Genomic DNA, 23,223 nt, shown 5'->3' with positions numbered 1-23,223 from the left:
GTCTGCCTCAGGTAGCGCCTCCTGATCAAGAAACAAACCCTGATCTGTTGCGGCACAGCAGCACGACTGGCACGTATGACTAGGATAAAGCACAACGCTGCGGGGAGAAGGGTGAGTCTGCCTCCAAAGGTGACAGACATTCACACGGAGATACACTGCTCCCGTCAGCGGTAACGTCAGCAGCATCAAGAAAAGCCGTACTGTGCCCGGTCTCCCTCAGAAAGGCGCCTCATAAAACGGAGCGCCCCGTGACCAGCTGACGGTCACGGCGAACGCCCAGCCCACTCGCTCACTCAGCGCTGGAACGGATAGACCGCACCCAGATCAAGAATGCCAGTCAGCTCATCCAGCGCCGTGCGGGACTCCAGCAATAGCTGCGGGTCAGCCAGATCGGCTTCCACCAGACGGTCACGGTAGTGACGGTCTACCCAGCCATTGAGGCGGCTGAACAGGTCATCGTTCATCCACACAGCCGGATTGACTGCCGCCTGCTCCGCCTCGTTCAGCACCACCCGCAGGCGCAGGCAGGCAGGGCCGCCACCATTGCTCATGGACTGGGTCAGATTGAAGACCTTCACGTCCCTGATCGGCGTTCCCAGCGTCACCAGCTTGTTCAGATAGGCCCAGACACTGGCAGTTTTACGGCATTCCTCTGGCACCACGATGGCCATGCCACCGTCGGGCAGGGCAATCAGCTGCGAGTTGAACAGGTAGGACCTCACCGCGTCCAGCACCGGCACCTCGGCAGTGGGTACTTCAACGAAGTGGAACTCGCCTTCGCCCATGGCAGCGCGCAACTGGGCATTAACCTCAGCGGTATTGAGGAAGGCTTCCTGATGGTAGAAGGAGACGTTGAGGTTACCCACGGCGATGACATCGTTATGGAACACGCCGGCATCAATCACTGCCGGGTTTTGCTGGGCATACACCACCTTCGCAGGGTTCAGACCGTGCAGACGGGCCACCGCTTCCGACGCTTCAAAGGTATGACGGGCAGGGAAACGCTGCGGCGCTGGCTGACGGCTGTCAAAGGCGTACTTGCCAAACACGAAGAACTCCACGCCTGCATCACCGTACTGCTGGGCAAAGCGGGTGTGGTTAGCCGCCCCTTCATCGCCGAAGTGGTCGACGCTCGGCAACGCCGGATGATGGGCGAAATGGCGCTCATCAGCGAACATGGCCTGCAGGATTCGCCCCGTGACCGGATGCTCGGTAGAGCGATGGAACTTGTTGACCAGATTGGCAGGGGTGAAATGCACCCGGCCATCGGCGGTATCGGCACTGGGCGACACCGTGGCCGCATTGGCCGTCCACATGCTGGAAGCCGAACTCACCGCTGCCAGCACCTTGGGCGCTTGTCTGGCCGCCTGAGCCAGCACCTCTGCATCCGAACCGGAGAAACCCAGCTTGCGCAGGGTATGCACATCAGGACGCTCCTGCGGTGCCAGCACCCCCTGATACAGGCCCAGATCCGCCAGCGCCTTCATCTTCTGCAGACCCTGTTTGGCCGCTTCCTTCGGGTTGGAAGGCGCCGCTTCGTTGCCCATGGAGGCTACGTTACCGAACGACAAACCGGCGTAGTTATGGGTCGGGCCGACCAGGCCGTCAAAGTTGGCTTCAAAGGCGCGCATAGCAAAGACTCCGCATCAAACTCTTGTCACGCCGGGCTGCTGCGCCCGGCGAATTCATTCCGTTTTAACTGTTGTTCCGCCTCAGAATCGGCTCACCCTCTCGCCAGCCACAGCCAACAACGTCTTTGCCAGGCCGGGACGTAGCAGAGGGTAAGCAGGTTCTTACAGCTTCAGACCGGGGCTGTACTGAGCAGGCAGACTCAGGCTGTCGACCTCGATAGAGGCGACCGGGTAGGCACAGTAGTCCGCCGCGTAGTAAGCGCTGGCGCGATGATTACCGGAGGCACCAATACCGCCGAAGGGCTGGTTGGAAGCGGCGCCGGTGGTCTGGCGGTTCCAGTTGACGATGCCAGCGCGCGAACGCAGCAGGAAGTATTCATATTCTGCATAGCTGTCGCAGAGAATACCGGCCGACAGGCCGTAACGGGTGTTGTTGGCTTCGCGGATGGCGTGATCCAGATCCTGCACCCGGATCACTTTCAGCAGCGGACCGAAATGTTCTTCGTCCGGCAGCTCAATGCCGCTGCAGTCGATCAGGCCCGGTGTCAGATACCCGGTGCCGGGCTCCAGCTTACGCACTTCGGCCAGTACGCGGGCACCACGGCTGACCAGTTCTGCCTGCGCGCGGACAATGCTGTCGGCGGCCGCTTCGCTGATCAGGCTGCCCATGAACGGTTGCTCCTCAGCATCCCAGGCGCCGATCTCGATCTTGCCGATGGCGGCCAGCAGCTTGCTGATAAAACGGTCACCGCGCTCACCTTGCGGCACCAGCAGGCGACGGGCGCAGGTGCAGCGCTGACCACTGGTGATGTAGGCCGACAGAATGGTCTCGTGCACAGCTTCGTCGAGCTTGTCGGTTTCACCCAGAATCAGTGGATTGTTGCCGCCCATTTCCAGCGCCAGAATCTTGCCGGGCTCACCGGCGAACTGACGGTGCAGCAGGTGACCAGTGGGGGAGGAGCCGGTAAAGAACAGACCATCCAGCTCAGGATGGTTGGACAGGGCGATGCCGGTGTCCTTTTCGCCCTGCACCAGGTTCAGTACCCCGGCAGGCAAACCCGCCTGCTGCCAGAGTTTCAGCATTTCTTCCGCCACCCAGGGCGTTTGCTCACTGGGCTTGAACACCACGGTATTACCCGCCAGCAGGGCCGGGACGATATGGCCGTTGGGCAGGTGACCGGGGAAGTTATAGGGGCCAAACACCGCAACCACGCCATGAGGGCGATGACGCAGCACCGCCCGGCCACCGGGGGCCGCCGATTCTTTGGTGCCGGTCCGTTCCAGACAGGCGTTGATGGAGATGGCGATCTTGCCGATCATCGCCTGCACTTCGGTGCGGGTTTCCCACAGCGGCTTGCCGGTTTCCTGCGCAATCACCTGCGCCATGTGTTCCTTATGCTGCGACAGCAGTTCACCGTAGGCATTGGCAATGGCAACACGGGCGTCAAAACTTTGCAGCGCCCAGCTGGGGAAGGCGGCACGGGCAGCCACTACGGCCGCGTTGACCTGATCAGGTGTGGCGGTGGCAATCTGCCACAGACTGTCGCCGTTACCGGGGTTGCGCGATACCAGCGCATGTCCCTGACCTTCAACCCACTGACCGTTGATAAAGTGCTTACCCTTCATACCATGCTCCCAATCAAGTGCACTGCGCACGGCAGTTGCTAACAGGCTGTATCGGATGGACAGGCAGAGGAGCAAGGGGCTCGTCTACCCTGTTCCCGCAGCGCGCCACGGCGCGCAGATGCAGGAAAAATTCGGGTCTACGAGTCAGAGCGTGAACACGCTCTGGCGTGGCGGGAGAGGCAGGCCTGACACTGCACGGCCTGCGGAGCCGTGCAGTGTCCTGCTGTCTCAGCGAATGCGCGGGAAGGCTGGCTGGGCGACGGCGCGGACACGCTCCCCGGCGCTGACCTGCAGCGCTGCCGCTTCGGCGGCGCTCAGCATCAGGGAGGCGGGTTGTCCGGCCGTGGACGCTGGCAGCACATAGCTTTCCACCCGCATACCACGAAACTCGTTGACCTGAGTATTGCACACCAAATACTCACCCGCTTCTTCACTGGATGCGTCCTGATTCTTTGCATCCTTCACGTCGCCGATCACTACCTGATACAGCGCTGATTCCGCTACGGTACGGATCATCCGGGCCTGACACTCAATGGTGGGGCCGCCATCAAAGATGTCGATATACCCCTGGCTGGCGAAGCCTTCGTTTTCCAGCAGACCGTAGGCAAACAGCGAATCATCGTGCGGCACACCCAGCACATCCTGTGCTTCGGCACTGAGCAGCGGCACATAGACCGGATACTGCGGCATCAGCTCGGCGATAAAAGCCTTGTTGGAAATGCTGGTGAGCTGATCGGCGCGGCTGAAATCCATGCTGAAGAAGTGCCGGCCAAGGCTTTCCCAGAACGGCGAGCGCCCCTGTTCATCGGTGACGCCGCGAATCTCTGAAAACACCGTCTTGGCAAAACGCTGGCGATGTTCGGCCAGAAACAGAAAACGCATCAGCGACATCAGCTGCCGCTGCGCCGGTACCTTGTGCTGACGGTCAAGAAACAGGGTCGAGACCAGCGTCGCGCCCGTGTAGTCCTGGCACAGGTACAGCGCCGGGATGCGGTTATGGATATGCAGATCACTGGAGGCATGCACCACGACCTGTTCGCGGTAGGAATAGAACGGTGCCCGCATACCCACGGCAGCTTCCAGCCCGGAGATACCGATGACCGTGCCGGTGCCGCGCTCTTCCAGCACGAAGTAGTAGCGCTCGGGGCCGGGCTGCTCCACTTCACTCTGAAAAGCCTGACGGCTGGCGGCAATCATGCTGCTCAGGGTGTCGCGATCCTTGGGCAGGGTGGTGGTGCCTACCGGTGCCTGGGAAGCCAGCTGCTCCAGCGCAGGCAGGTCGGCGTACTGGATGGGACGCACAACATACATAACAAAAAGCTCCTTATCGGCCTGTTCAGCACTGCCCGGCGCAGGGCTGCAGCCAGCTGCGATCTGTATCAGTGGCCAGACGCAGCAGTATCAGGGCGGTCAGTTTGGACCGTTCGGCCAGAGTGTCGACCCGGGCATATTCTTCATGGGAGTGAATCTTGCCCCCGACGATGCCAAGGGTGTCGATATTAGGCAAGCCACAGGCGGCCAGATTGTTGCCATCACAGCAGCCGCCTGTGGGTTTGAATTCCAGTTGCAGGCCCAGCGACTGACCGCATTCGCGCACCAGTTCCGCCAGTTTCAGGTTGGCCGGTGACAGCACCTTGGGTTTGCGGCCAAAACCGCCGTGCACTTCCAGCGTCAGACCGTCACGGCTGTTGATATCTGCCTGCAGACGGCGGATATGCTGCCAGCACCAGTCTTCATCTTCCGGCTTCTCCAGACGGATGTTGAACTTCATCACCGCCAGATCCGGGACGATATTGACCGGGCCACCGCCAGTGACATAGCCGGGATTGATCGTCACCCCCGCACGCTGACCGTTGAGGTCATCGAGCGCGCTGGTGAAGTCGGCCAGTGCACGGATGGCGTTGCGGCCCAGATGATGTTCGCGTCCGGCATGGGCAGCACGGCCTCGCACCACCACACTGAAGTTGCCGCTGCCCTTGCGCTCGCCAGCCAGATGGCCATCGGCGTAGGCAGGCTCGTACAGCAGGCCGACCTGGGTACGTTCGGCAAAATGAGGGAACAGGGCACTGGAGCCGGGCGAGCCGATCTCTTCATCAGGATTGAACAGAATGTCCCAGCCCAGTTGCTCAGCCCAGGGGCTGTTCTCGAAGGCCTGCAAGGCACGCAGCATCAGTACCAGTCCACCCTTGAGATCAGCCACACCGGGGCCGTTGAGGGTGTTGTCATCAAGCCAGCGTACCTGCTGAAAAGGGGAGTCTTTGGGGAAGACGGTATCCAGATGACCACAGAGAAACACCCGCAGCGGCGCCTCAGGGCGTTTGCTGATCTGCAGTGCACGCCCCAGCGGACGTTCGGTCAGCTCACCCTTGTCATTAACTACCTGCTGCGGTGGCAAGTCATGCCAGGTGACGTCGCCACCCAGCCCGGCGGCCAGCTCGGCAAAGGTCTCGGCCACCTGATTGACACCCCCGGTGTGGTAACTGCCGGAGTTGATCTCTGCTACCCGGATCAGATCGGTGACCATCGCCTCCTGCTGCGCATCAATCCAGTTCAGATAAGGCAAAAAGTCGGCGGAGACGGGCTGGGTCATGGGAACTCCTGCAAGGACGGCAGACGGAATGAATCCAGCATTTATACTCTCCCCATCCCACGACAGCTATAACACAGGCGACCGGATTTTCTGTATAACAGGGGGCCGGCCGTGCGACCACGGTCAGCCCCGGAACGTATTCATGCCGATGCATGAACCGCATTTTTACAGAGGCCGCCAAGGACCATGGTAATACTGCACCAATTTCCCGCCATGCTGGGCTTACCCAACGCCAGCCCCTATTGCCTGAAGGTGGAGACCTTCCTGCGCATGGCCGGTATTCCCTATGAAGTCCGCCATACCCCTTCCTTTCGCGGGCCACGCGGCAAGCTGCCCTTTATCCAGCTCGGCGAGCAGTCGATCCCCGAGTCGGAAACCATTCTGGACACTCTGCAGCCGATGGCGGCTGCCGATCATCTGCAGGTGCTGAGTGACGAGCAGCGTCTGCAGGGGCATCTGCTGGCGCGGATGGCGGATTATTCGCTGGCGTGGATGCTGATGTATGAGCGCTGGCTGGTGCCAGTCACCTGGCCACGCACCCGCGAAGCCTTCTTCACCAGCGTGCCCTGGCTGATCCGCCCGCTGGTGGCAGCGCTGTTCCAGCACAAGGTCAAACGCGACTGCTGGGGGCATGGGGTCGGACGGCTGATCATGCCGGAGCGGCGCAGCCGGTTGCAGCAGGATCTGCAGTGCGTCAGTGACGTTCTGGGCGACAAGCCCTTCCTGTTCGGTGACCGGCCCAGTCGCTACGATGCCAGCTGTTTCGGGGTGATTGCCAATATCGCCCGCGACCCGCTGGGGATTCCCAGCAAGCAGGTGCTGCAGGGCTATCCCAATCTGGTGGCCTGGGCAGAGCGGATACTGCGGGACTATTTCAAGTACCCGCTGTAAGTCACGCTCAGAACGGGCGAGGAGTTCAAGTATCCGCTGTAAGTCGCGATCAGAGCGGGCGGGGAGGACGCCGGCGGCCACGCAGCCGGGCATGGATCACACCAATGCCGCTGAGGGTCATGGCCGCGCCGACCCACAGCTTCCAGCCCGGCTCTTCACCGTAGATCAGGATGCCGATAAAGATCGCCATGATCGGTGAGATCATCAGCAGCGGCGTGGTCAGGCTGACCGGATAACGCTGCACCAGATAGTAGACAATGGCATGGCCGGTGAGGGTGGCGCCCAGGGCCGAGTACACCGGCGCAGCCCACTGCCACCAGTGCGCCGAAGTCAGCAGTTGCAGCTGGTGGTGCTCGAACAGCAGCGACAGCGTCCACAGGCAGGGCGTCGCGACCGCGGCAATCCAGGCCTGCAGCTGCCAGATCCCCACGCCCTGCAGGCGCTTCATCCAGATGGTTGCCACTGCCATAAACAGCCCGGCAATACTGACCAGCAACAGCGCCTGCCAGTATTTCAGCACTTCCGGATCAAACCCCACCAGCACCACTCCGGCAAAAGCCAGAAAGGTGCCCAGCCAGCGTTGTACGGTCATGAATTCACCCAGCCACAGCCAGGCCATCAACGTGGCAAAGGGCACGTACAGCTGGGTAGCGATGGCCACACCGCCCACCCCGCCGGCCATGTTGATCCCGAGAAAGATCAGGCTGAAATGCCCGACGCCCAGTAAAGCACCGATCTTGATAATGGTGTTCATCTGGCCGGGAATGATCTTAAGGAAAGGGAACAACAGCAACAGCACCACACTGAAGCGCAGGGCAGTGAACATCAGCGGCTCAAACTGCGCAGAACCTTCTTTGCCCGCAACAAAGTTGAAGGCCCAGGCGGTATTGGCAAGCAGGGCCAATGCCCAATCGCGCAACGGCATGACGAATATCCTGACAGTGTGAAGTGAATAGGGCGGAGGGCAGGGCCAGCACCTGAACGGACGGCAGGCTGGCGTGTCTGCAGCATAACAGCCAGAACCCGTGCAGGTGCAGAAGTCTGGCTAATCCGATACCGCAAAATTTCTTATCTTCCGGGTAAATGTCACTTCTATCCTTGATTGGCCGTGACTTTCTGCCACTGGCAACCATTTTTAAACAGACTGTTGTGACAATCATGGACCATAATAACCGAGTAAATTAATCAACTGTTCTGGCAAACAATGATAAAACCTGATTCGGCCCGTCAGTGGAACGATGGCTGTTCCTTTTCACACTATGCAGCAGGAGCGAGCACACCATGACAGGTGAATATGATGTACGCCTGGTGATTCTCTCCATCCTGGTGGCCGTCTTCGCCTCTTATACCGCGCTGGATCTGGCCGGACGTCTGGTTTCCGCCTACGAACGCAAGGCCTATGGCTGGCTGGTGGGAGGCGCACTGGCCATGGGGACCGGCATCTGGTCGATGCATTTTGTCGCCATGCTGGCCTTCAGCCTGCCCATTCCGCTCGGCTATGACATCTCCATCACCTTTTTCTCCTGGCTGATGGCGGTGATGGCCTCCGGGCTGGCGTTGTTCGTCATTGGCCAGAACACCCTGTCCTGGGGCCGCCTGCTGGCCGCCGGGCTGATGATGGGCATGGCCATCTGTGGCATGCATTACACCGGCATGGCTGCAATGCGCATGCAGCCGGGTATTGATTATGACCCCTGGCTGTTTGGCGCATCGGCACTGATTGCCTTCATCGCATCGATGGCAGCAATGTGGATCTGCTTTACCCTGCGGAATGTCCAGTCGTTCAGTGGTTCCCTGCAGAAACTCGGTGCCGCGCTGGTGATGGGGCTGGCCATCGCCGGTATGCATTACACCGGCATGGCTGCGGCCCATTTCTCTGCCGACGCCCTCTGTCTGGCTGCTAGCGATCTGGACAGCACCTGGCTGGCGGTACTGATCGCCGTCGCCACCTTTGCCCTGCTCGGTATCACGCTGGTGGTGTCAGTACTCGACCAGCGCCTGGAGAGCCGGACCTCGCAACTGGTGCATTCGCTCAGCGAAGCCAACGCCAAACTGCTGCATCGCAGCCTGCATGATCCGCTGACCAACCTGCCTAACCGTATGCTGCTGGAAGACCGCATCAAGCAAAGCATCTATGTCGCTACCCGCGAGCACAGCAAATTTGCGCTGGTATACATGGATCTGGATGGCTTCAAAGCCGTCAATGACAACCTCGGCCATCAGGTGGGCGATGCGCTGCTGAAGGAAGTGTCGCGGCTGGTCGCTGACAGTATCCGCTCTTCCGATACCATTGCCCGTGTCGGCGGTGACGAGTTTGTCCTGCTGATCAATGACCTGAAGAACGAGCAGGCCGTCATCAGCGTGTGCTCCAAGGTCCTCAGCGTCATTCAGCACATCAAGGGAATCGGCCCGCATCGCTTTGGTATCTCTGCCAGCATGGGGATTGCCATCTGCCCCGATGACGGAGTGGAGCCCTCGCGTTTGCTGGCTCATGCCGATACGGCCATGTACCACGTCAAAAGCAGCGGCAAGAATGGCTATCAGTTCTTCCAGGAGCAGATGAACACCGACTTCAGCGAAGAGTTCCAGATCCAGACTGAGCTGCGTGAAGCCATTTCCACCGATGTACTGGAGCTGTATTACCAGCCCAAACTCAGTACTGACGAACAGCAGCTGGTGGGTGCTGAAGCCCTGTTGCGCTGGCATCACAGCAGCAAGGGGCAGATTTCCCCGGCGCGCTTTATTCCTATTGCCGAAAAGTTCGGGCTGATTTTCGACCTCGATCAGTGGGTGCTGGAACACGCCTGCAAATCGATCCGCCACTGGCTGGATAACGGCCTGCAGGTGCCGCCCATTTCGATCAACCTGTCGGCCCTGCGCCTGCGCCAGAAGGATCTGGTCGAACAGGTGGAGCACTGCCTGCAGCAGTACCGGCTGGACCCGGCCTATCTGGTGTTTGAAATCACCGAGACGGCTGAAATGCAGGACATTCTGCAGGCCATCGACGTGCTGGCGCGCCTCAACCTGATGGGTATTCATGTGGCACTGGATGATTTCGGCACCGGTTATTCCAGCCTGACCCATCTGAAACTGCTGCCGATGCAGCAGCTGAAGATCGACCGCTCCTTTATTTCCGACATGACCAGCAAGCCGGGGCAGGCAGAGATCGTCGAGTCCATCATCAATCTGGCCCATGCCCTGCAACTGAAAGTGGTGGCAGAAGGGGTAGAAACCGAGGAACAGCTGGCCCATCTGCAAAAGGTACGCTGTGACGAAGTACAGGGCTTCCTGCTCAGTAAGCCGCTGCCGGAAGAGCGCTTCGTGCAGTTGCTGCGTCAGTACAGCGCCGGATAACCGGGCTCCCGTATTGATGCCCGCCAGGTTACCTTACTCTTCGTAACTTGGCGGCTTTATGGGCCCTTTCGTCCGCTTTCTGAGGCGCCAGCACCCCACCAACTGATCAACAATGCTGAATACTGGCCTGAGTTGACTGTCTCGGCCTGAGTGTACATGTGTGACACTGACAAACACCGTTTCAACCACCGGCAGCCAGACCCTGTCGGGGCAGAATAAGCCAACACGGCAAGCACCGTTGGCGTATTCTGGCGAGGCGAACAATGACCACGGTGGCAGCACGGGTGACTCCTCTGTGAATATCTTTCAGAGCTTCTTTCAGCAGCAGGCACTGGCGAGCCTGCTTATCACTGCGGACCGGCGCTGTATGGACTGCAGCCAGTCCTTCTGCGACCACAGCGGTTATCAGCGGGCACAGCTGCTTGACCAACCTGTCGATGCACTACTGAGTGCGGAGTCACATACCCGGCTTACGCGCGCGCTCGAACAGTGCCAGCCCGGCATGACGGCCCTGCCACCGCTGGCTCTGACGCTGCGCCTGCAGGATGGCCGAGAGCTGGCTACCGCCTGCCAGCTGAACGCACTGTACGATGAGCAGTACCAGCTCAGCGCCTGCGTACTGCAATGGCCTGCCCTGACGGATACCTCTGCCAGCCATGCGGCCCTGTGCGAAGATGAGCAGCAGCGTCATCGGGAAATCGTCGAGCATGCCTCCGATCTGCTGTTTCTGCTGGAGGTCACGGCTGACCAGCGTTTTCGTTATCTGGAAGTCAATCAGGCCTTCGAACAGTCCACCGGCATCCGGCGTGAACAGCTACTGGGCGGCTGTGTGGGTGACTTTATTGCCCTCTCGGAAGCACTGGTCTGTCTGCAACATCTGCATGCCTGTCTGACAGAAGGAACAACCCGGGAAGGTCAGTTCAGCCTGCAGCTGCTGACCGGGCGACGCAGCTACCGCTGGACATTGGTGCCGGTACGCAATCCGGCCGGTGACATCTATCGCATCCTCGGCATCGCTCACGACATTACCGAACAACAACAGCATGCCCTGAGCGATCAGCTGCAGCTGACCATCTTCGAATCACTGGCCCGGAGCGCCCCGCTGGATCAGTGCCTGCAGCGGGTTGTGCACTATATTGAGCAGGTCTGCCCGGAACTGCGGGCCAGTGTGATGCTGGCCGACGAGCACAACCAGCGTCTGCATCTTGGGCCCGCGCCCAGTCTGCCGGCCGAGTACCGGGCCGCCATCAGCGATATCGCCATTGCTGAAGGCATGGGCAGCTGTGGCACGGCGGCCTGGCGTGGTGAAGTGGTCAGAGTGGAGGATATTGCGACCCACCCGTTTTTCTCTCCCTGCCGGGATCTGGCACTGGCGGCCGGGCTGCGCTCCTGCTGGTCGGAACCCATTATCAGTCTGGAGGGCAGGGTGCTGGGTGTACTGGCCATTTATCAGGCGCAACCAGGCGCTCCCAGTGCGGAGCATCTGGCACTGGTACACCGTGCCAGCCAGTTCATTGCCATCGCCATCGCCCGCTCCCATGCCGAACATATACTGCGTGAGAGTGAACAGCGCCACCGGGATATCTTCACCCACTCACAGGATGCGCTGTATCTGCTGGAGGTCACCCACGATCAGCGTTTCCGCTACATCGAAGTCAATCCGGCCTTTGAGCGCATGACCTCGTCTCTGCCACGCGAGTACTTTATTGGCCGTACCCCTGAAGAGTTCATGCCCGCGGCCATGGCTGAACAGATCAGTGCCATGTACCGCCGCTGCCTCGCCGCCGGAACGGTGGTGGAAGAAGAGCTGTCTCTGGTCACACCTAACGGTCAGCAGATTTTCCATTCGACACTGGTGCCCGTCCGCAGTGAGTGCGGCTCAATCTACCGTATTGTCGCCATTTCTCGTGATGTGACTGAACGCAGGCAGGCCGAACAGCTGCTGCATCTGCGCGAGCAGGAGTTCAGAGCGCTGGCTGACAACTCACCGGATGCCATTGCCCGTTATGATCGGCAGGGGCGACGGGTCTACGTCAACCCGGTATTGGCCAGAGTACTGAACCGGCAGAGTGCAGACATTCTTGGCAAAACCTATGAGGAATGGCATATCGACGGGGCAGACCCGGCCTATGAACAGCATCTGCGGCAAGCGCTCAGTAGTGGTGAGGAGTGTCGGACAACCATCTTTCATCCTACCGCGACCACTCTGGATCCCTGGCGCTATGTCGACTTCCGCTTTGTTCCGGAACGGGATACCCATGGTCAGGTGGCCTCAGTACTGGCAGTGGGACGCGATATCACCGCCCTCAAAGAGGCGGAGTTACAGTTACGCGCCCTGGCCGACAACTCACCGGACTATATTGCCCGCTACGACTGCGATTGCCGCATTCTCTACCTTAACCCGGCGCTGATGGCCTTTCTGCAGCTGGACAACCTAACCACCGCACTGGGCCACCTGCCCAGTGAGCTTGATCCACAGCACGCAGGCGCCGAGCTGGAGCAGCATGTGCAGAACTGTATCCACAGTGGCCGCTCTGACCAGCTGGAACTGTATCTGCAGCCCGAAGGGGTATGGCATGCCATCCGCGTTGTGCCGGAATGTGATGCCGAAGGTCGGGTCAACAGCGTGCTGGTGGTCGGTCGCGATATCAGCGAGCACAAGGCGCGTGCCGCAGCACTGCATGAATCCCAGACCCTGCTCAGGGAACTGGCCGCCCGGCGTGAAGAGGACCTGGAGGCTGAGCGTAAACGCATCTCCCGCGAAGTGCATGATGAGCTGGGGCAACAGCTGACCTCTCTACGCATGAGCCTTACGCTGCTGCGGCACGAGTTTGGCCTGCAGCAACCAGCGCTCAACAGTCGCCTCAGCCAGACCTTTGCCCTGGTCGATCAGACCATTCACTCAGTGCGCAATATTGCCGCCAGCCTGCGTCCGGCGGTACTCGATATGGGCATCGCTCTGGCACTGGAGTGGCTGGCCCAGCGCTTTAGCGAGGACAGCGGCATCCACTGCGCACTGGCGCTGGATGACAATGTCATGCTGGATGAAGCCAGAGCCATCGTGGTGTTTCGGGTGGTGCAGGAATCACTGACTAATATTGCCCGCCATGCCGACGCCTGCACCGTCACTATCCATCTGCGTCAACAGGGCGATAACTATCATTTGCACATTGAAGACGATGGCAAGGGCTTCGATACCCACTCACCGCGGACACGGCGCACCTTCGGGCTGATTGGTATGCAGGAGAGGGCGCTGATGCTGGGAGGATCGATGCACCTGCACAGCCAGCCGCAGCAGGGTACACGCATTGAACTGCATATTCCGGTGGAGGCACACAGCGAGCCTGTCGAGGTGCTGGGTTCCTGAAAACGGCTGTCCCAGAAACCATCAAGCCCGCGTCAGCGGGCTTGATGTGAGGCGTGCGCACCGCTCAGGATCAGGTGCGCAATGGCTCAGTTACTCCAGCCACTCGGTATGGAATACTCCTTCCTTATCAATGCGCTTGTAGGTGTGAGCACCGAAGTAGTCACGCTGCGCCTGAATCAGGTTGGCGGGCAGCACCGCAGAGCGGTAGCTGTCGTAGTAGGCAATGGCAGCAGACAGGGTCGGTACCGGGATACCGTTCTGCACCGCATAGGCCACCACATCACGCAGTGCCTGCTGATACTCATCAGCGGCCTGTTTGAAGTAAGGCGCCAGCAGCAGGTTGGCCAGTTCAGCATTGTCGCGGTAGGCATCGGTGATCTTCTGCAGGAACTGGGCGCGGATGATGCAGCCAGCGCGGAAGATACGGGCGATTTCACCGTAGTTCAGTGACCAGTCATGCTCATCGGATACCGCGCGCAGCTGGGCAAAGCCCTGTGCGTAAGACACGATCTTGCCCAGATACAGGGCACGACGCACCTTCTCGATAAATTCGGCCTTGTCGCCAGCAGGTTGTGCCTGTGGACCACTGAGCACCTTTGATGCGGCCACGCGCTGATCTTTCAGCGCGGACAGATAACGTGCAAACACCGACTCGGTGATCAGACTCAGCGGCTCGCCCAGATCCAGCGCGCTCTGGCTGGTCCACTTGCCGGTGCCCTTGTTGCCCGCGGCATCCAGGATCACATCGACCAGATACTGACCATCTTCATCCTGCTTGGTGAAGATGTTGGCGGTGATTTCGATCAGGTAGCTGCTCAGTTCACCCTGGTTCCAGTCAGCAAAGGTGCTGGCCAGCTCGGCATTGCTGAGGTTCAGGGACTGTTTCAGCACCGCGTAGGCTTCAGCGATCAGCTGCATGTCACCGTATTCGATGCCGTTATGCACCATCTTCACGTAGTGACCGGCGCCATTAGGGCCGATGTAAGCCACACAGGGCTCGCCGTCTTCGGCACGGGCCGCGATTTCACGCAGAATCGGCGCCACCAGCTCGTAGGCTTCCTGCTGTCCGCCGGGCATGATGGACGGGCCCTTGAGAGCACCTTCCTCACCGCCGGAGACGCCGGTGCCGATAAAATTGAAGCCTTCGGCAGACAGTTCCCTGTTACGACGGATGGTATCGGTGAACAGGGTGTTGCCGCCGTCGATCAGGATGTCACCCTTGTCCAGATAGGGCTTGAGGGCCTCGATGGTTTTGTCGGTGGCTTCACCGGCCTGCACCATCAGCAGAATACGCCGTGGTGATTCCAGCGAGGCAACGAAGTCTTCAACGCTGTAGTAGGGCACCAGCTGCTTGCCGGGATTGTCAGCGATCACTTCGTCGGTTTTATCCGCCGAACGGTTATAGATGGAAACGCTATAACCCCGGCTTTCGATGTTGAGGGCCAGATTGCGCCCCATCACCGCCATACCGATCACACCGATTTGTTGCTTGGACATGTAAATTTTCCTATCTATCACCCGGCCGACCGAGCTCTGAGTACTCAGCCTGCCAGCTAAAGGGGGAATGCTGTATCAACCGTCGAGTCCGATACCGTGCATTGCCACCGGTGTCACAATCCGCTGCCAGTGGGCGGCAGGCGGCTCACAACACCTGCGGCTGAAATGAGCCACTCCCTCAGCTCTTGCCTGTTTTCTTTGCTTTCAGCTTGCCGGGGCGGCGTTTGGCACGCTTGACCGGCGTGGCGGTCTTGGCCGCCTTGGCGTTCTTCTTCACTTTGGGCTTGCGTGGCTTGGGCTTGAGCTTACGCTTGGGCTCCAGTCCCGGCAGGCTGATCCAGGGGATCACTACACCCTGATAGCGCTCCATCCGGCCGAGCAGGTGCAGGTCGTTACTGTCTACCAGACTCCAGGCCACCCCCTCACTACCGGCAACCCGTCCGGCACGGCCGATGCGATGCACATAGTCATCGGCGCCCACCGGCAGGTTGTAGTTGATGACGTGGGTAATGGTGTCGATATCGAGGCCGCGCGAGGCAATATCGGTGGCGACCAGTACGCGGGTACGACCGCGACGGAAACGGCTGAGCACATCGCTGCGGCCGCCCTGATTGAGATCGCCATGCAGTCCGTCGCTGTACAACCCGCCCTGACGCAATACCAGCTGGGCAATGCTGTCCACCTGTTTGCGGGTGGCGACGAAGACCACGGCCTGATTGATGGACTTATCCTTCAGCAATGCCAGCAACAATGCCTGCTTGTGCTCTTCGTTATCCGCCTGCAGGGCAAACTGACGCAGGTGCATGGGTGCATCGCTGCTGCTGAGAATAACTTCCACCGGCTCGTTCAGCACCGCTTCGGCAAAGTCTTCCAGCTCGCGGTTGTCGAGGGTGGCAGAGCACAGCCAGGTCTGTGGCTTGTGGCCAATGCGTTCGATCAGCTCGGCCAGCAGTTTGACGAAACCCATTTCCACCATGCGGTCGGCTTCGTCCAGCACCACCGCCTGCAGGGCATGCAGTTCCACTTCGCCCTGCAATACCAGCTCCAGCAAACGGCCGGGCGTGGCAATCAGAATTTCCGGACATTCCTGCAGCTGGCGTACCTGCTCTCCGATGGGCACACCGCCGACCAGCAGGGTGGCACGCATTTCGACGAACGGCAGCAGCGAGGCAATCACCTTGAGCACCTGATTCCCCAGCTCGCGGGTCGGCACCAGCACCAGTGCCCGTGGCGCCTGCGGGTCGAGCGGCTGCTGGTCCATCAGCCGCTGCAGCAACGGCAGGCTGTAGGCCAGCGTCTTACCGGTACCGGTATGGGCACAGATCAGCAGGTCTTCGCCTTCCAGACCGTGTGGAATGGCAATGCCCTGCACTTCGGTCGGCGTGGTCAGACCCAGCTGTTCAACCGCAGCGACCAGTGCCGGCTCCAGATCCAGCTCATCGAAACTCTCGAAAGCCAGGGGCTGCTCGTCAGCCTCGTCTGCTGACTCTTCATCGTCGTGCAAAGGGGCACCCAGCTCAGCCAGGTGCAGATCATCTTCGCCACTGTCATCAGCCAGCTGCGCAATACTGTCCAGTTCCGCAGCAGACAGGCTTTCATCACCGTCCTGCGTTACCACCGGCAGAGGAGGCAGACCATGCTGGTCGCTGGAGGTGGGTTTCTTCTTGCTCATGAAATACCTGTCGACGTCATCATTAAAATTCATTTTTCAGCGGCGCGGCACAACAGGGGTCATGCACGCCTTGTGCGTACATTGTCAGGCTTTGCTCGCCAGCAACGTCTGACGCAACGCCTCTATCACCGGCGCCGTCTGCGGGCGTACGCCACGCCACAGGGCAAAGGCTTCTGCTGCCTGCTCCACCAGCATGCCCAGGCCATCCTGACCACGCTCTGCACCCAGCTGTTCAGCCCAGTGCAGAAAGGGGGTGGGCTCAGCACCGTACATCATGTCATAGACAGCGGTGGTGGAAGCGACCACGCTGGCGGGTAGCGGTGGCAGTTCCCCCTGCAGGCTGGCAGAGGTGCCGTTGATGATCAGATCAAAGGGCTGGTCACCGACGTCGGTAAAGCCACAGCCACGTATCTGGCAGTCCTGCTCAGCGGCCGTCCGGGCAAACACATCGGCCAGCGCCTCCGCCCTGGCAGCGGTGCGGTTGGCCACCACCACCTCACGGGGTCGGGCCTGCAACAGCGGTTGCAATACGCCACGCACAGCGCCGCCAGCACCCAGTACCAGCACCCGCCTGGCGGCAACCTGCCAGCCCAGGTTGACCAGAATATCCTGCATCATGCCGATGCCATCGGTATTGTCGCAGCACACCTTGCCATCACGCAGATACAGGGTGTTGGCAGCGCCCGCCAGTGCTACGCGGGGGCTCAGTACCTGACACAGCGCCGGGGCCTGTTCCTTGAAAGGCACGGTGACATTCATGCCCAGACAACCTTCCTGCCACAGCTGTTGTACCTGTCCGGCGAAATCATCCAGCGGACACAGGCGCGTGGCGTACTGCAATGACTGCGCGGTAGCCTCGGCAAAGGTGGTATGGATAAAGGGTGACTTGCTGTGGGAGACCGGGTTGCCCAGCAGGAAATAACGATCAGTCGACATCAGCGGCCCTCCAGCCAGTCACGATGGGGCAGAAAATCGGTATACAGGCGTGCTTCCTCACTGTCCGGCTCGGGCTGCCAGTTGTAGCCCCAGTTCACTTCCGGCGGCAGCGACATAAGGATGGACTCAGTGCGGCCACCTGACTGCAGGCCAAACAGCGTGCCGCGGTCATAGACCAGATTGAATTCAACATAGCGGCCACGGCGGAATTTCTGGAACGTCTTCTGCTGTTCAGCAAAGGCCAGCTCACGGCGGCGCTCGACGATAGGCAGGTAAGCCTGCAGGTAGGCATCACCCACCGCCTGCATGAAAGCAAAGCTCTGCTCAAAACCCAGTTCATTGAAGTCATCGAAGAACAAACCGCCGACGCCCCGGGCCTCGTTACGGTGCTTGAGGAAAAAGTACTCATCACACCAGTGCTTGAAGCGCGGATAGATATCCTCGCCAAACGGCTGGCAGGCGGCGCGGGCAACCTGATGCCAGTGCACGCAGTCTTCACTAAAGCCGTAGTAGGGGGTCAGGTCAAAACCGCCACCAAACCACCATACCGGCTCGGCATCAGGCTTGCGGGCGATAAAGAAGCGCACGTTGGCATGCGAAGTGGGAATGTAGGGGTTGTCGGGGTGCATCACCAGCGAGACGCCCATGGCCTCGAAGCTGCGTCCGGCCATTTCCGGACGGTGAGCAGAAGCCGACGGCGGCAGGTTGTCCCCCATCACATGGGAGAAGTTCACCCCGCCTTTCTCAAAGACCTGTCCTCCCGACATGACCCGGGTACGGCCGCCGCCACCTGCGGGCCGTTCCCAGCTTTCCTCGATAAACTGCGCCTGACCGTCTGCCTGCTCCAGGGCATCACAGATACGCTGCTGCAGATTCAGCAGATAGGTTTTAACCTTCTGGCTGTCAGGCAGGGATGCAGAACCGGGCAGGGACATGTTTTTCCTCCGTCAGGGGTCGTCACAGGGACTGTCGGGATGAGGGTCGGCTATTGTACCTGCTCAGGCGCACTGTCGCTCGATTTTCATCCATTGCGGCTGGTCAGCCGTACTAGCGGAGTACCGTGCCGGTGACCAGATCGCGAATACGTGATGGCTGAGCCTGTCCACCCAGAGCACCGGGCACGATGGCATCCAGACCGTAGCCAAAATACTGCTGCAGCCGCAGCCGGCTGCGTGCCGGAGCCACGCCGGAAGGATTGGCAGAGGTGGACACCAGCGGGCCGTCCCAGGCCTGACACAATTCACGCACCAGCGGATGGTTGCTCACCCGCACGGCGACCTTGTTGTGCTTGCCTTTGATCCAGTCAGGTATCCAGCCTTCCGGGTCAGACATGATCCAGGTATTGGGACCGGGCCAGGTGGCCTGCAGCATCTGCATCTGGTCTTCATTGAGCCCAACCAGCAGCGGAGCGATCTGCTCCAGATTGGCAGCCGCCAGAATGACACCTTTCTCCGGCGGGCGCTGCTTGACCTCCAGCAGGCGGGCAAAGGCACTGGCATTCCAGGGATCACAGCCCAACCCCCAAACCGCTTCCGTCGGATAGGCAATTACGCCGCCGGCACGCAGTGCCTGAACGGCCTGTCGGATATACAGATTCATCAGCGTCGGTCACATCAATGCGGGAAAGCGCACAGTTTAGCGCAATTTGCCGGGCCATGGGGCAGGCGGCCATCAGTGGAGCGGTCAGCAGGGCTCCCCGGTAAACCGGTAATGGGTGCTTGGCGTCCTGCGCTTTGCTCGTTAGTCTGGGCGCTTCTGCCAACCGCAAAACCGTACACAGCCCCAGATAATACCTATGACTTTATCCCACACAGATCACCTGACAGACGGCACGGCCTTGCATGACTGGCTCCAGCGGGCAGCCAGTCATGGTCATCGCTTACCTGTCATCCTGCAGGGCGAGTCGCTGTGGATCACTCTGCAGCTGCAGCACTGGCAAACGGCGCTGCCCCCCCAGCCGCTTTATCTCGGCCCGGACCACCTTGACCATTGCGAGTGCAAGACCTTACGCGCCGCCAGCCTGCTGCTTGGGCAGGAGCGCCAGTGTGTCATTTTCGATAGTCGTCAGGCTCTGGATATCGATGCGCTGGCGGCTGCCAGTGGGCTGGTGACCGCAGGGGGGGTGTTTATCTGGCTGCTACCACCGTCGGAGCAATGGCAGCAGCAGGGCGCTTTTCATCAGCGCTTGCTGCGTCTGCTGGCAGTTGACTCTCATGTCTGGCTGATCCAGGCGCAACGTCAGCGCACGCCGCAGCTCAAGGAGCCGCCGCGGCAAGCTGACCATCACCTCAGCAGCGACCCTGATTGTCTGAGTGAAGATCAGGCCATTGCGGTACAACGGATTATCAGGACCGCACAAGGACGGGCACGGCGACCACTGGTCATTCAGGCAGATCGGGGGCGGGGTAAATCCAGCGCGCTGGGATTGGCCGCCGCACGGCTGATCCATCTGGGTATGGCGGCGCTGCAGCCAATTCTTGTGACCGCCCCCCGGCAGGCGGCCTGTGCCGAAGTGCTGGCCCAGGCTCAGCGTCATCTGAGTGCGACTCAGGCTGAGCTATTGCGCTATATCAGCCCGGATCAACTGCTCGACCAGCTGCCGGATGCGGCTTTACTGCTGGTGGATGAGGCCGCCAGCCTGCCTGCAGCGGTGTTACAGACCTTATTGCAGCGCTATCCACGGGTGATTTTTGCATCCACCGTACATGGTTACGAAGGTACGGGGCGCGGCTTTGCGGTGCGCTTTGTCGACTATCTCAATCAGCATGCGCCGGCATGGAAGGGTATCAGCCTGAGTACGCCGATACGCTGGCGTGACCATGATCCGCTGGAAACCCTGATCCGCCAGTGGCTGCTGCTGGATGCCGAGCCTCATGCTCTCGCCACTGATCACGCTCTAACAACCCCAACCGCACTCATCCAGGAGACCCGTGCCGAAGTGCTGGCCAGCGATGAGGCGCTGCTGCACGGCCTGTTCGGGCTGCTGGTACAGGCTCATTACCGCACCACACCCAGTGATCTGCAGCAACTGCTGGAAGACCCGCAGTGCCAGACCACACTGGCGGTGTCAGCCACCCGGCAGGTGATGGGAGCCGCGGTGCTGGTGCAGGAGGGGCCGCTTGAGCCCTCACTGGCAGAAGCCGTGTGGCTGGGACAACGCCGCCCCAAAGGTCAGTTGCTGCCGCAGTCACTGCTGTTCCACTGCGGACTGCGTCACAGCGGGCAGCTACGATACGGCCGGATCATGCGGGTGGCCGTCGCTGCCAATCTGCGTCAACAGGGGATCGGTCTGCAGCTGCTGCAGGATATAGAGCAACGCGCCCGCCGCCAGGGCCTGGACTGCCTTGGCAGCAGCTTTGGCGCTACCGACTATCTGCTGCGCTTCTGGCAAAAGGCAGGGTATTGCGTGGTGCGGCTGGGCCTGACGCGCGATGCGGCCAGTGGTGAATATGCTGTGATGGTGCTGAAGCCTCTCAACTCCGTCGGCCATGCGTTAGTGCAGGATGCCCGCCGGCGCTTCCTCTACGAGTTACCTGAACTGCTGAATGGCGCGCTGCAGCGCGCTGAACCCGCACTGCTGCATCAGTTGCTGGCGGTGGCCGATCTGCCCGCGGTATCGCTCAGTGCGCAGGACCGTGATGATTTGCAGGCTTTCACCCGGGGTAATCGCGATCTGCTGCTCAGCCGCGGCGCACTGAAGCGCCTGCTGTTGCTGGCACTGAAGCGTGGAGCAGACGCACAGGCCTGTCTTGGTCTGATCGGCGCGGTGCTGCAGCAGTGCGACGAAACGCTACTCTGCCAGCGTCTGGCATGCTCGCCCGGCAAACCACTCAGTCAGCTGCTGCGGCGACAGGCACAGGTGTTACTGACCTGGCTGGAGTAGGAGCTTCAGGGTTAGCAGTCCATCGCCTGCAGCAACAGCGACTCAACCCACAAACCTCAGCCAACAAAACGGCTGTAGCCGCCGGGCTCCAGCACCACACGGCCTTCCAGTTCCCATTGCAGCAGCTGCCCCAGCACCTCTTCTATGGCCAGATTAGCCAGCTCCGCCAGTTGATCCGGTGGTCGCGGCAGATCATCCAGCACTCGCCACAACGGGTGAGCAGGTACTAACTTCTCTGCTAATCCGCAGTTTTCCTCACCTGATTTTGGCGATAAGTGCCCCGCAACGAGTACAGGTTCAGGCGCAACCGCCTTGAATACATCCTCTCTGCCCGCCGTTGAAACGGGTTCAGTTTCCATCACGTGCTCAGCTCTCTGTGGCTGCCGTGGTACGGCGTACTGGCTGTACTGATAGTGAAAAGCCAGCAATGACGTCACTTCCTGTGCAATCTGTTCAGTGCTTTCCAGCAGGGTGGCGCCTTCCCGGATCAGCGCATGACAACCACGACTGAGGGGATTATGGATGGAACCGGGAATCGCAAAGACGGCACGGTTCTGGCTCATGCCATGACGGGCTGTGGACAATGAACCACTCTGCAGTGCGGCTTCCACCACAATGGTGCCCACACTGAGGCCACTGATCAGCCGGTTACGCTTGGGGAACAGCGAGCGCTGCGGAGTCGTCCCAAGGGGAAACTCAGATACCAGGGCTCCGCCCTGTTCGGTGATCTGCGCCGCCAGACTACGATTACGTGCCGGGTAGAGCACATCCACACCCGTCCCCAGTACGGCTAGCGTGATGCCATTCCCGGCTAGGGCGCCTTCGTGGGCAGCGGTATCGATGCCGAGTGCCAGACCACTGGTGACGGCCAGTCCCTGACTGGCAATGTCCTTGGCAAACTGGCGGGCATTGCCAATACCCTGATGGCTGGCATGGCGGCTGCCGACGATAGCCAGTTGCGGATGATTGAGGACAGCAACGTCTCCCAGCACATACAACAGGGGTGGTGCATCATCAATTTGTTTGAGTAGCGGTGGGTACTGGTCATCTTCAAAGCACAGCAACTGATGGCGATCACTGGCCGATAGCCAGCTCTGTACCCTGTCATGCTCGGCCTGCCAGGGTGCGGCCACACCTGTGAGGCCGCGGCTGCTCAGCATGGCAGCGGCATCTCTGGGTAACTGTTTAAGCAGGGCAGCGGGCGGATCCAGAAGAGGACGCGGCCAGTCTGGCCATTCCTCAGCCAGCTTCAGCCACAGGCGATTGCCACAACGAGGCAGGCTCTGCCAGATCAGATGAGGGAGAAACGTATTGGCAGACATCGACAACCTTCCTTGGTCAGGGGAGAGCCATCCTGGCTCTCAGCATAAGTTCTAGGGAAGAATCAGCCCTGTGATTCGGTCAACGATAAACTCAGTCAACGATAAAGAGTCTGGCGCCTGTCACGGTACTGGAGCGATGGGCTTCCGCCTGATCCGCAACCTGATAGCTCATGCCTGCGCGCAGAATAAAGGTGCGGCCATCATCCAGCTCGGTATGCAGTTCACCTTCAAGACACAGCAGGACATGCCCTTTGCTGCACCAGTGATCGGCCAAATAACCGGGTGTGTATTCCACCATCCGTACTCGAATATCGCCAAAGCTCCGGGTTTGCCAGTAGGCCACCCCGGTAACGCCCAGGTGTTCAGTACGCTCCACGTCATCCCAGGTCGTGGTGACAAAGGGAATATTCTGCATCTGCATGACACTGGTCTCCCGCCAAGTGCTATTGGTGTC

The 23,223-nt window shown here is 60.2% G+C and carries 16 protein-coding genes; 4 read left to right on the top strand and 12 right to left on the bottom strand.

The features are described 5' to 3' along the window. Positions 1-293: 293 nt before the first annotated feature. From astB to QCD60_RS11400, 4 genes are all read right to left on the bottom strand, one after another. Positions 294-1,631, bottom strand: coding sequence for an N-succinylarginine dihydrolase (gene astB, locus QCD60_RS11415; protein WP_279785322.1), 1,338 nt, complete (start codon positions 1,629-1,631; stop codon positions 294-296). 162 nt (positions 1,632-1,793) lie between these two features. Continuing rightward, positions 1,794-3,257, bottom strand: a complete 1,464-nt coding sequence (gene astD, locus QCD60_RS11410) for a succinylglutamate-semialdehyde dehydrogenase (RefSeq protein ID WP_279785320.1) — start codon at positions 3,255-3,257, stop codon at positions 1,794-1,796. 228 nt (positions 3,258-3,485) lie between these two features. Further along, complete coding sequence (astA, locus tag QCD60_RS11405; RefSeq protein WP_279785318.1) at positions 3,486-4,568, bottom strand: arginine N-succinyltransferase; 1,083 nt, start codon at positions 4,566-4,568, stop codon at positions 3,486-3,488. Between the two features lie 25 nt (positions 4,569-4,593). Then, a complete protein-coding gene (locus QCD60_RS11400; RefSeq protein ID WP_279785316.1) occupies positions 4,594-5,847 on the bottom strand; it encodes a hydrolase in 1,254 nt (417 codons plus the stop codon). A gap of 186 nt (positions 5,848-6,033) precedes the next feature. Here QCD60_RS11400 and QCD60_RS11395 point away from each other — a divergent pair, with 186 nt between their 5' ends. Further along, positions 6,034-6,738: a glutathione S-transferase family protein gene (locus QCD60_RS11395; RefSeq protein WP_279785314.1), complete on the top strand. Its 705-nt coding sequence runs from the start codon at positions 6,034-6,036 to the stop codon at positions 6,736-6,738. Positions 6,739-6,787: 49 nt separating this feature from the next. Here QCD60_RS11395 and QCD60_RS11390 read toward each other — a convergent pair whose 3' ends face one another. Beyond that, the gene (locus tag QCD60_RS11390) at positions 6,788-7,663 is read right to left on the bottom strand and encodes a DMT family transporter (RefSeq protein WP_279785312.1); all 876 of its coding nucleotides are present in this window, start codon (positions 7,661-7,663) and stop codon (positions 6,788-6,790) included. A gap of 356 nt (positions 7,664-8,019) precedes the next feature. Between QCD60_RS11390 and QCD60_RS11385 the strand changes: the two genes are divergently transcribed. Together QCD60_RS11385 and QCD60_RS11380 are read left to right on the top strand one after the other, a co-directional pair. Beyond that, positions 8,020-10,092 (top strand): EAL domain-containing protein, encoded by a 2,073-nt coding sequence (locus QCD60_RS11385; RefSeq protein ID WP_279785311.1) that lies wholly within the window; start codon positions 8,020-8,022, stop codon positions 10,090-10,092. 160 nt (positions 10,093-10,252) lie between these two features. Continuing rightward, a complete protein-coding gene (locus QCD60_RS11380; RefSeq protein WP_279785309.1) occupies positions 10,253-13,459 on the top strand; it encodes a PAS domain-containing protein in 3,207 nt (1,068 codons plus the stop codon). A gap of 90 nt (positions 13,460-13,549) precedes the next feature. Here the strand turns inward: QCD60_RS11380 and gndA are convergent, their stop codons facing one another. The 5 genes from gndA to QCD60_RS11355 all read right to left on the bottom strand — a co-directional run bounded on the left by gndA (position 13,550) and on the right by QCD60_RS11355 (position 19,163). Then, complete coding sequence (gndA, locus tag QCD60_RS11375; protein WP_279785307.1) at positions 13,550-14,956, bottom strand: NADP-dependent phosphogluconate dehydrogenase; 1,407 nt, start codon at positions 14,954-14,956, stop codon at positions 13,550-13,552. A 178-nt stretch (positions 14,957-15,134) separates the two neighbouring features. After that, positions 15,135-16,628, bottom strand: a complete 1,494-nt coding sequence (locus QCD60_RS11370) for a DEAD/DEAH box helicase (protein WP_279785305.1) — start codon at positions 16,626-16,628, stop codon at positions 15,135-15,137. An 84-nt stretch (positions 16,629-16,712) separates the two neighbouring features. Continuing rightward, the gene (gene aroE / locus QCD60_RS11365; protein WP_279785303.1) at positions 16,713-17,564 is read right to left on the bottom strand and encodes a shikimate dehydrogenase; all 852 of its coding nucleotides are present in this window, start codon (positions 17,562-17,564) and stop codon (positions 16,713-16,715) included. Next, the gene (gene hemF, locus QCD60_RS11360; RefSeq protein WP_279785301.1) at positions 17,564-18,499 is read right to left on the bottom strand and encodes an oxygen-dependent coproporphyrinogen oxidase; all 936 of its coding nucleotides are present in this window, start codon (positions 18,497-18,499) and stop codon (positions 17,564-17,566) included. The genes aroE and hemF overlap by 1 nt, the downstream gene beginning before the upstream one ends. A gap of 112 nt (positions 18,500-18,611) precedes the next feature. Then, a complete protein-coding gene (locus tag QCD60_RS11355) occupies positions 18,612-19,163 on the bottom strand; it encodes a Sua5/YciO/YrdC/YwlC family protein (protein ID WP_104152919.1) in 552 nt (183 codons plus the stop codon). A 196-nt stretch (positions 19,164-19,359) separates the two neighbouring features. Between QCD60_RS11355 and QCD60_RS11350 the strand changes: the two genes are divergently transcribed. Then, positions 19,360-21,447 carry a GNAT family N-acetyltransferase gene (locus QCD60_RS11350; protein WP_279785298.1) on the top strand — a complete coding sequence of 696 codons (2,088 nt, stop codon included), beginning with the start codon at positions 19,360-19,362 and terminating at the stop codon, positions 21,445-21,447. A 56-nt stretch (positions 21,448-21,503) separates the two neighbouring features. Here QCD60_RS11350 and dprA read toward each other — a convergent pair whose 3' ends face one another. Next, positions 21,504-22,769 (bottom strand): DNA-processing protein DprA, encoded by a 1,266-nt coding sequence (dprA, locus tag QCD60_RS11345; protein WP_279785296.1) that lies wholly within the window; start codon positions 22,767-22,769, stop codon positions 21,504-21,506. 91 nt (positions 22,770-22,860) lie between these two features. Continuing rightward, positions 22,861-23,190, bottom strand: coding sequence for a DHCW motif cupin fold protein (locus tag QCD60_RS11340; protein WP_279785293.1), 330 nt, complete (start codon positions 23,188-23,190; stop codon positions 22,861-22,863). Positions 23,191-23,223: the final 33 nt, after the last annotated feature.

This window comes from Pokkaliibacter sp. MBI-7, assembly GCF_029846635.1.
Lineage (GTDB): Bacteria > Pseudomonadota > Gammaproteobacteria > Pseudomonadales > Balneatricaceae > Pokkaliibacter.
Note: the sequence above shows the minus strand (reverse complement) of the source record. Positions and strands in the feature narration are given on the sequence as shown.

Bases quoted from the DNA above. Each gene is read 5' to 3' on its own strand.
- astB (WP_279785322.1), bottom strand. From the start codon at position 1,631: ATGCGCGCCTTTGAAGCCAACTTTGACGGCCTGGTCGGCCCGACCCAT.
- astD (WP_279785320.1), bottom strand. From the start codon at position 3,257: ATGAAGGGTAAGCACTTTATCAACGGTCAGTGGGTTGAAGGTCAGGGA.
- astA (WP_279785318.1), bottom strand. From the start codon at position 4,568: ATGTATGTTGTGCGTCCCATCCAGTACGCCGACCTGCCTGCGCTGGAG.
- QCD60_RS11400 (WP_279785316.1), bottom strand. From the start codon at position 5,847: ATGACCCAGCCCGTCTCCGCCGACTTTTTGCCTTATCTGAACTGGATT.
- QCD60_RS11395 (WP_279785314.1), top strand. From the start codon at position 6,034: ATGGTAATACTGCACCAATTTCCCGCCATGCTGGGCTTACCCAACGCC.
- QCD60_RS11390 (WP_279785312.1), bottom strand. From the start codon at position 7,663: ATGCCGTTGCGCGATTGGGCATTGGCCCTGCTTGCCAATACCGCCTGG.
- QCD60_RS11385 (WP_279785311.1), top strand. From the start codon at position 8,020: ATGACAGGTGAATATGATGTACGCCTGGTGATTCTCTCCATCCTGGTG.
- gndA (WP_279785307.1), bottom strand. From the start codon at position 14,956: ATGTCCAAGCAACAAATCGGTGTGATCGGTATGGCGGTGATGGGGCGC.
- QCD60_RS11370 (WP_279785305.1), bottom strand. From the start codon at position 16,628: ATGAGCAAGAAGAAACCCACCTCCAGCGACCAGCATGGTCTGCCTCCT.
- aroE (WP_279785303.1), bottom strand. From the start codon at position 17,564: ATGTCGACTGATCGTTATTTCCTGCTGGGCAACCCGGTCTCCCACAGC.
- hemF (WP_279785301.1), bottom strand. From the start codon at position 18,499: ATGTCCCTGCCCGGTTCTGCATCCCTGCCTGACAGCCAGAAGGTTAAA.
- QCD60_RS11355 (WP_104152919.1), bottom strand. From the start codon at position 19,163: ATGAATCTGTATATCCGACAGGCCGTTCAGGCACTGCGTGCCGGCGGC.
- QCD60_RS11350 (WP_279785298.1), top strand. From the start codon at position 19,360: ATGACTTTATCCCACACAGATCACCTGACAGACGGCACGGCCTTGCAT.
- dprA (WP_279785296.1), bottom strand. From the start codon at position 22,769: ATGTCTGCCAATACGTTTCTCCCTCATCTGATCTGGCAGAGCCTGCCT.
- QCD60_RS11340 (WP_279785293.1), bottom strand. From the start codon at position 23,190: ATGCAGATGCAGAATATTCCCTTTGTCACCACGACCTGGGATGACGTG.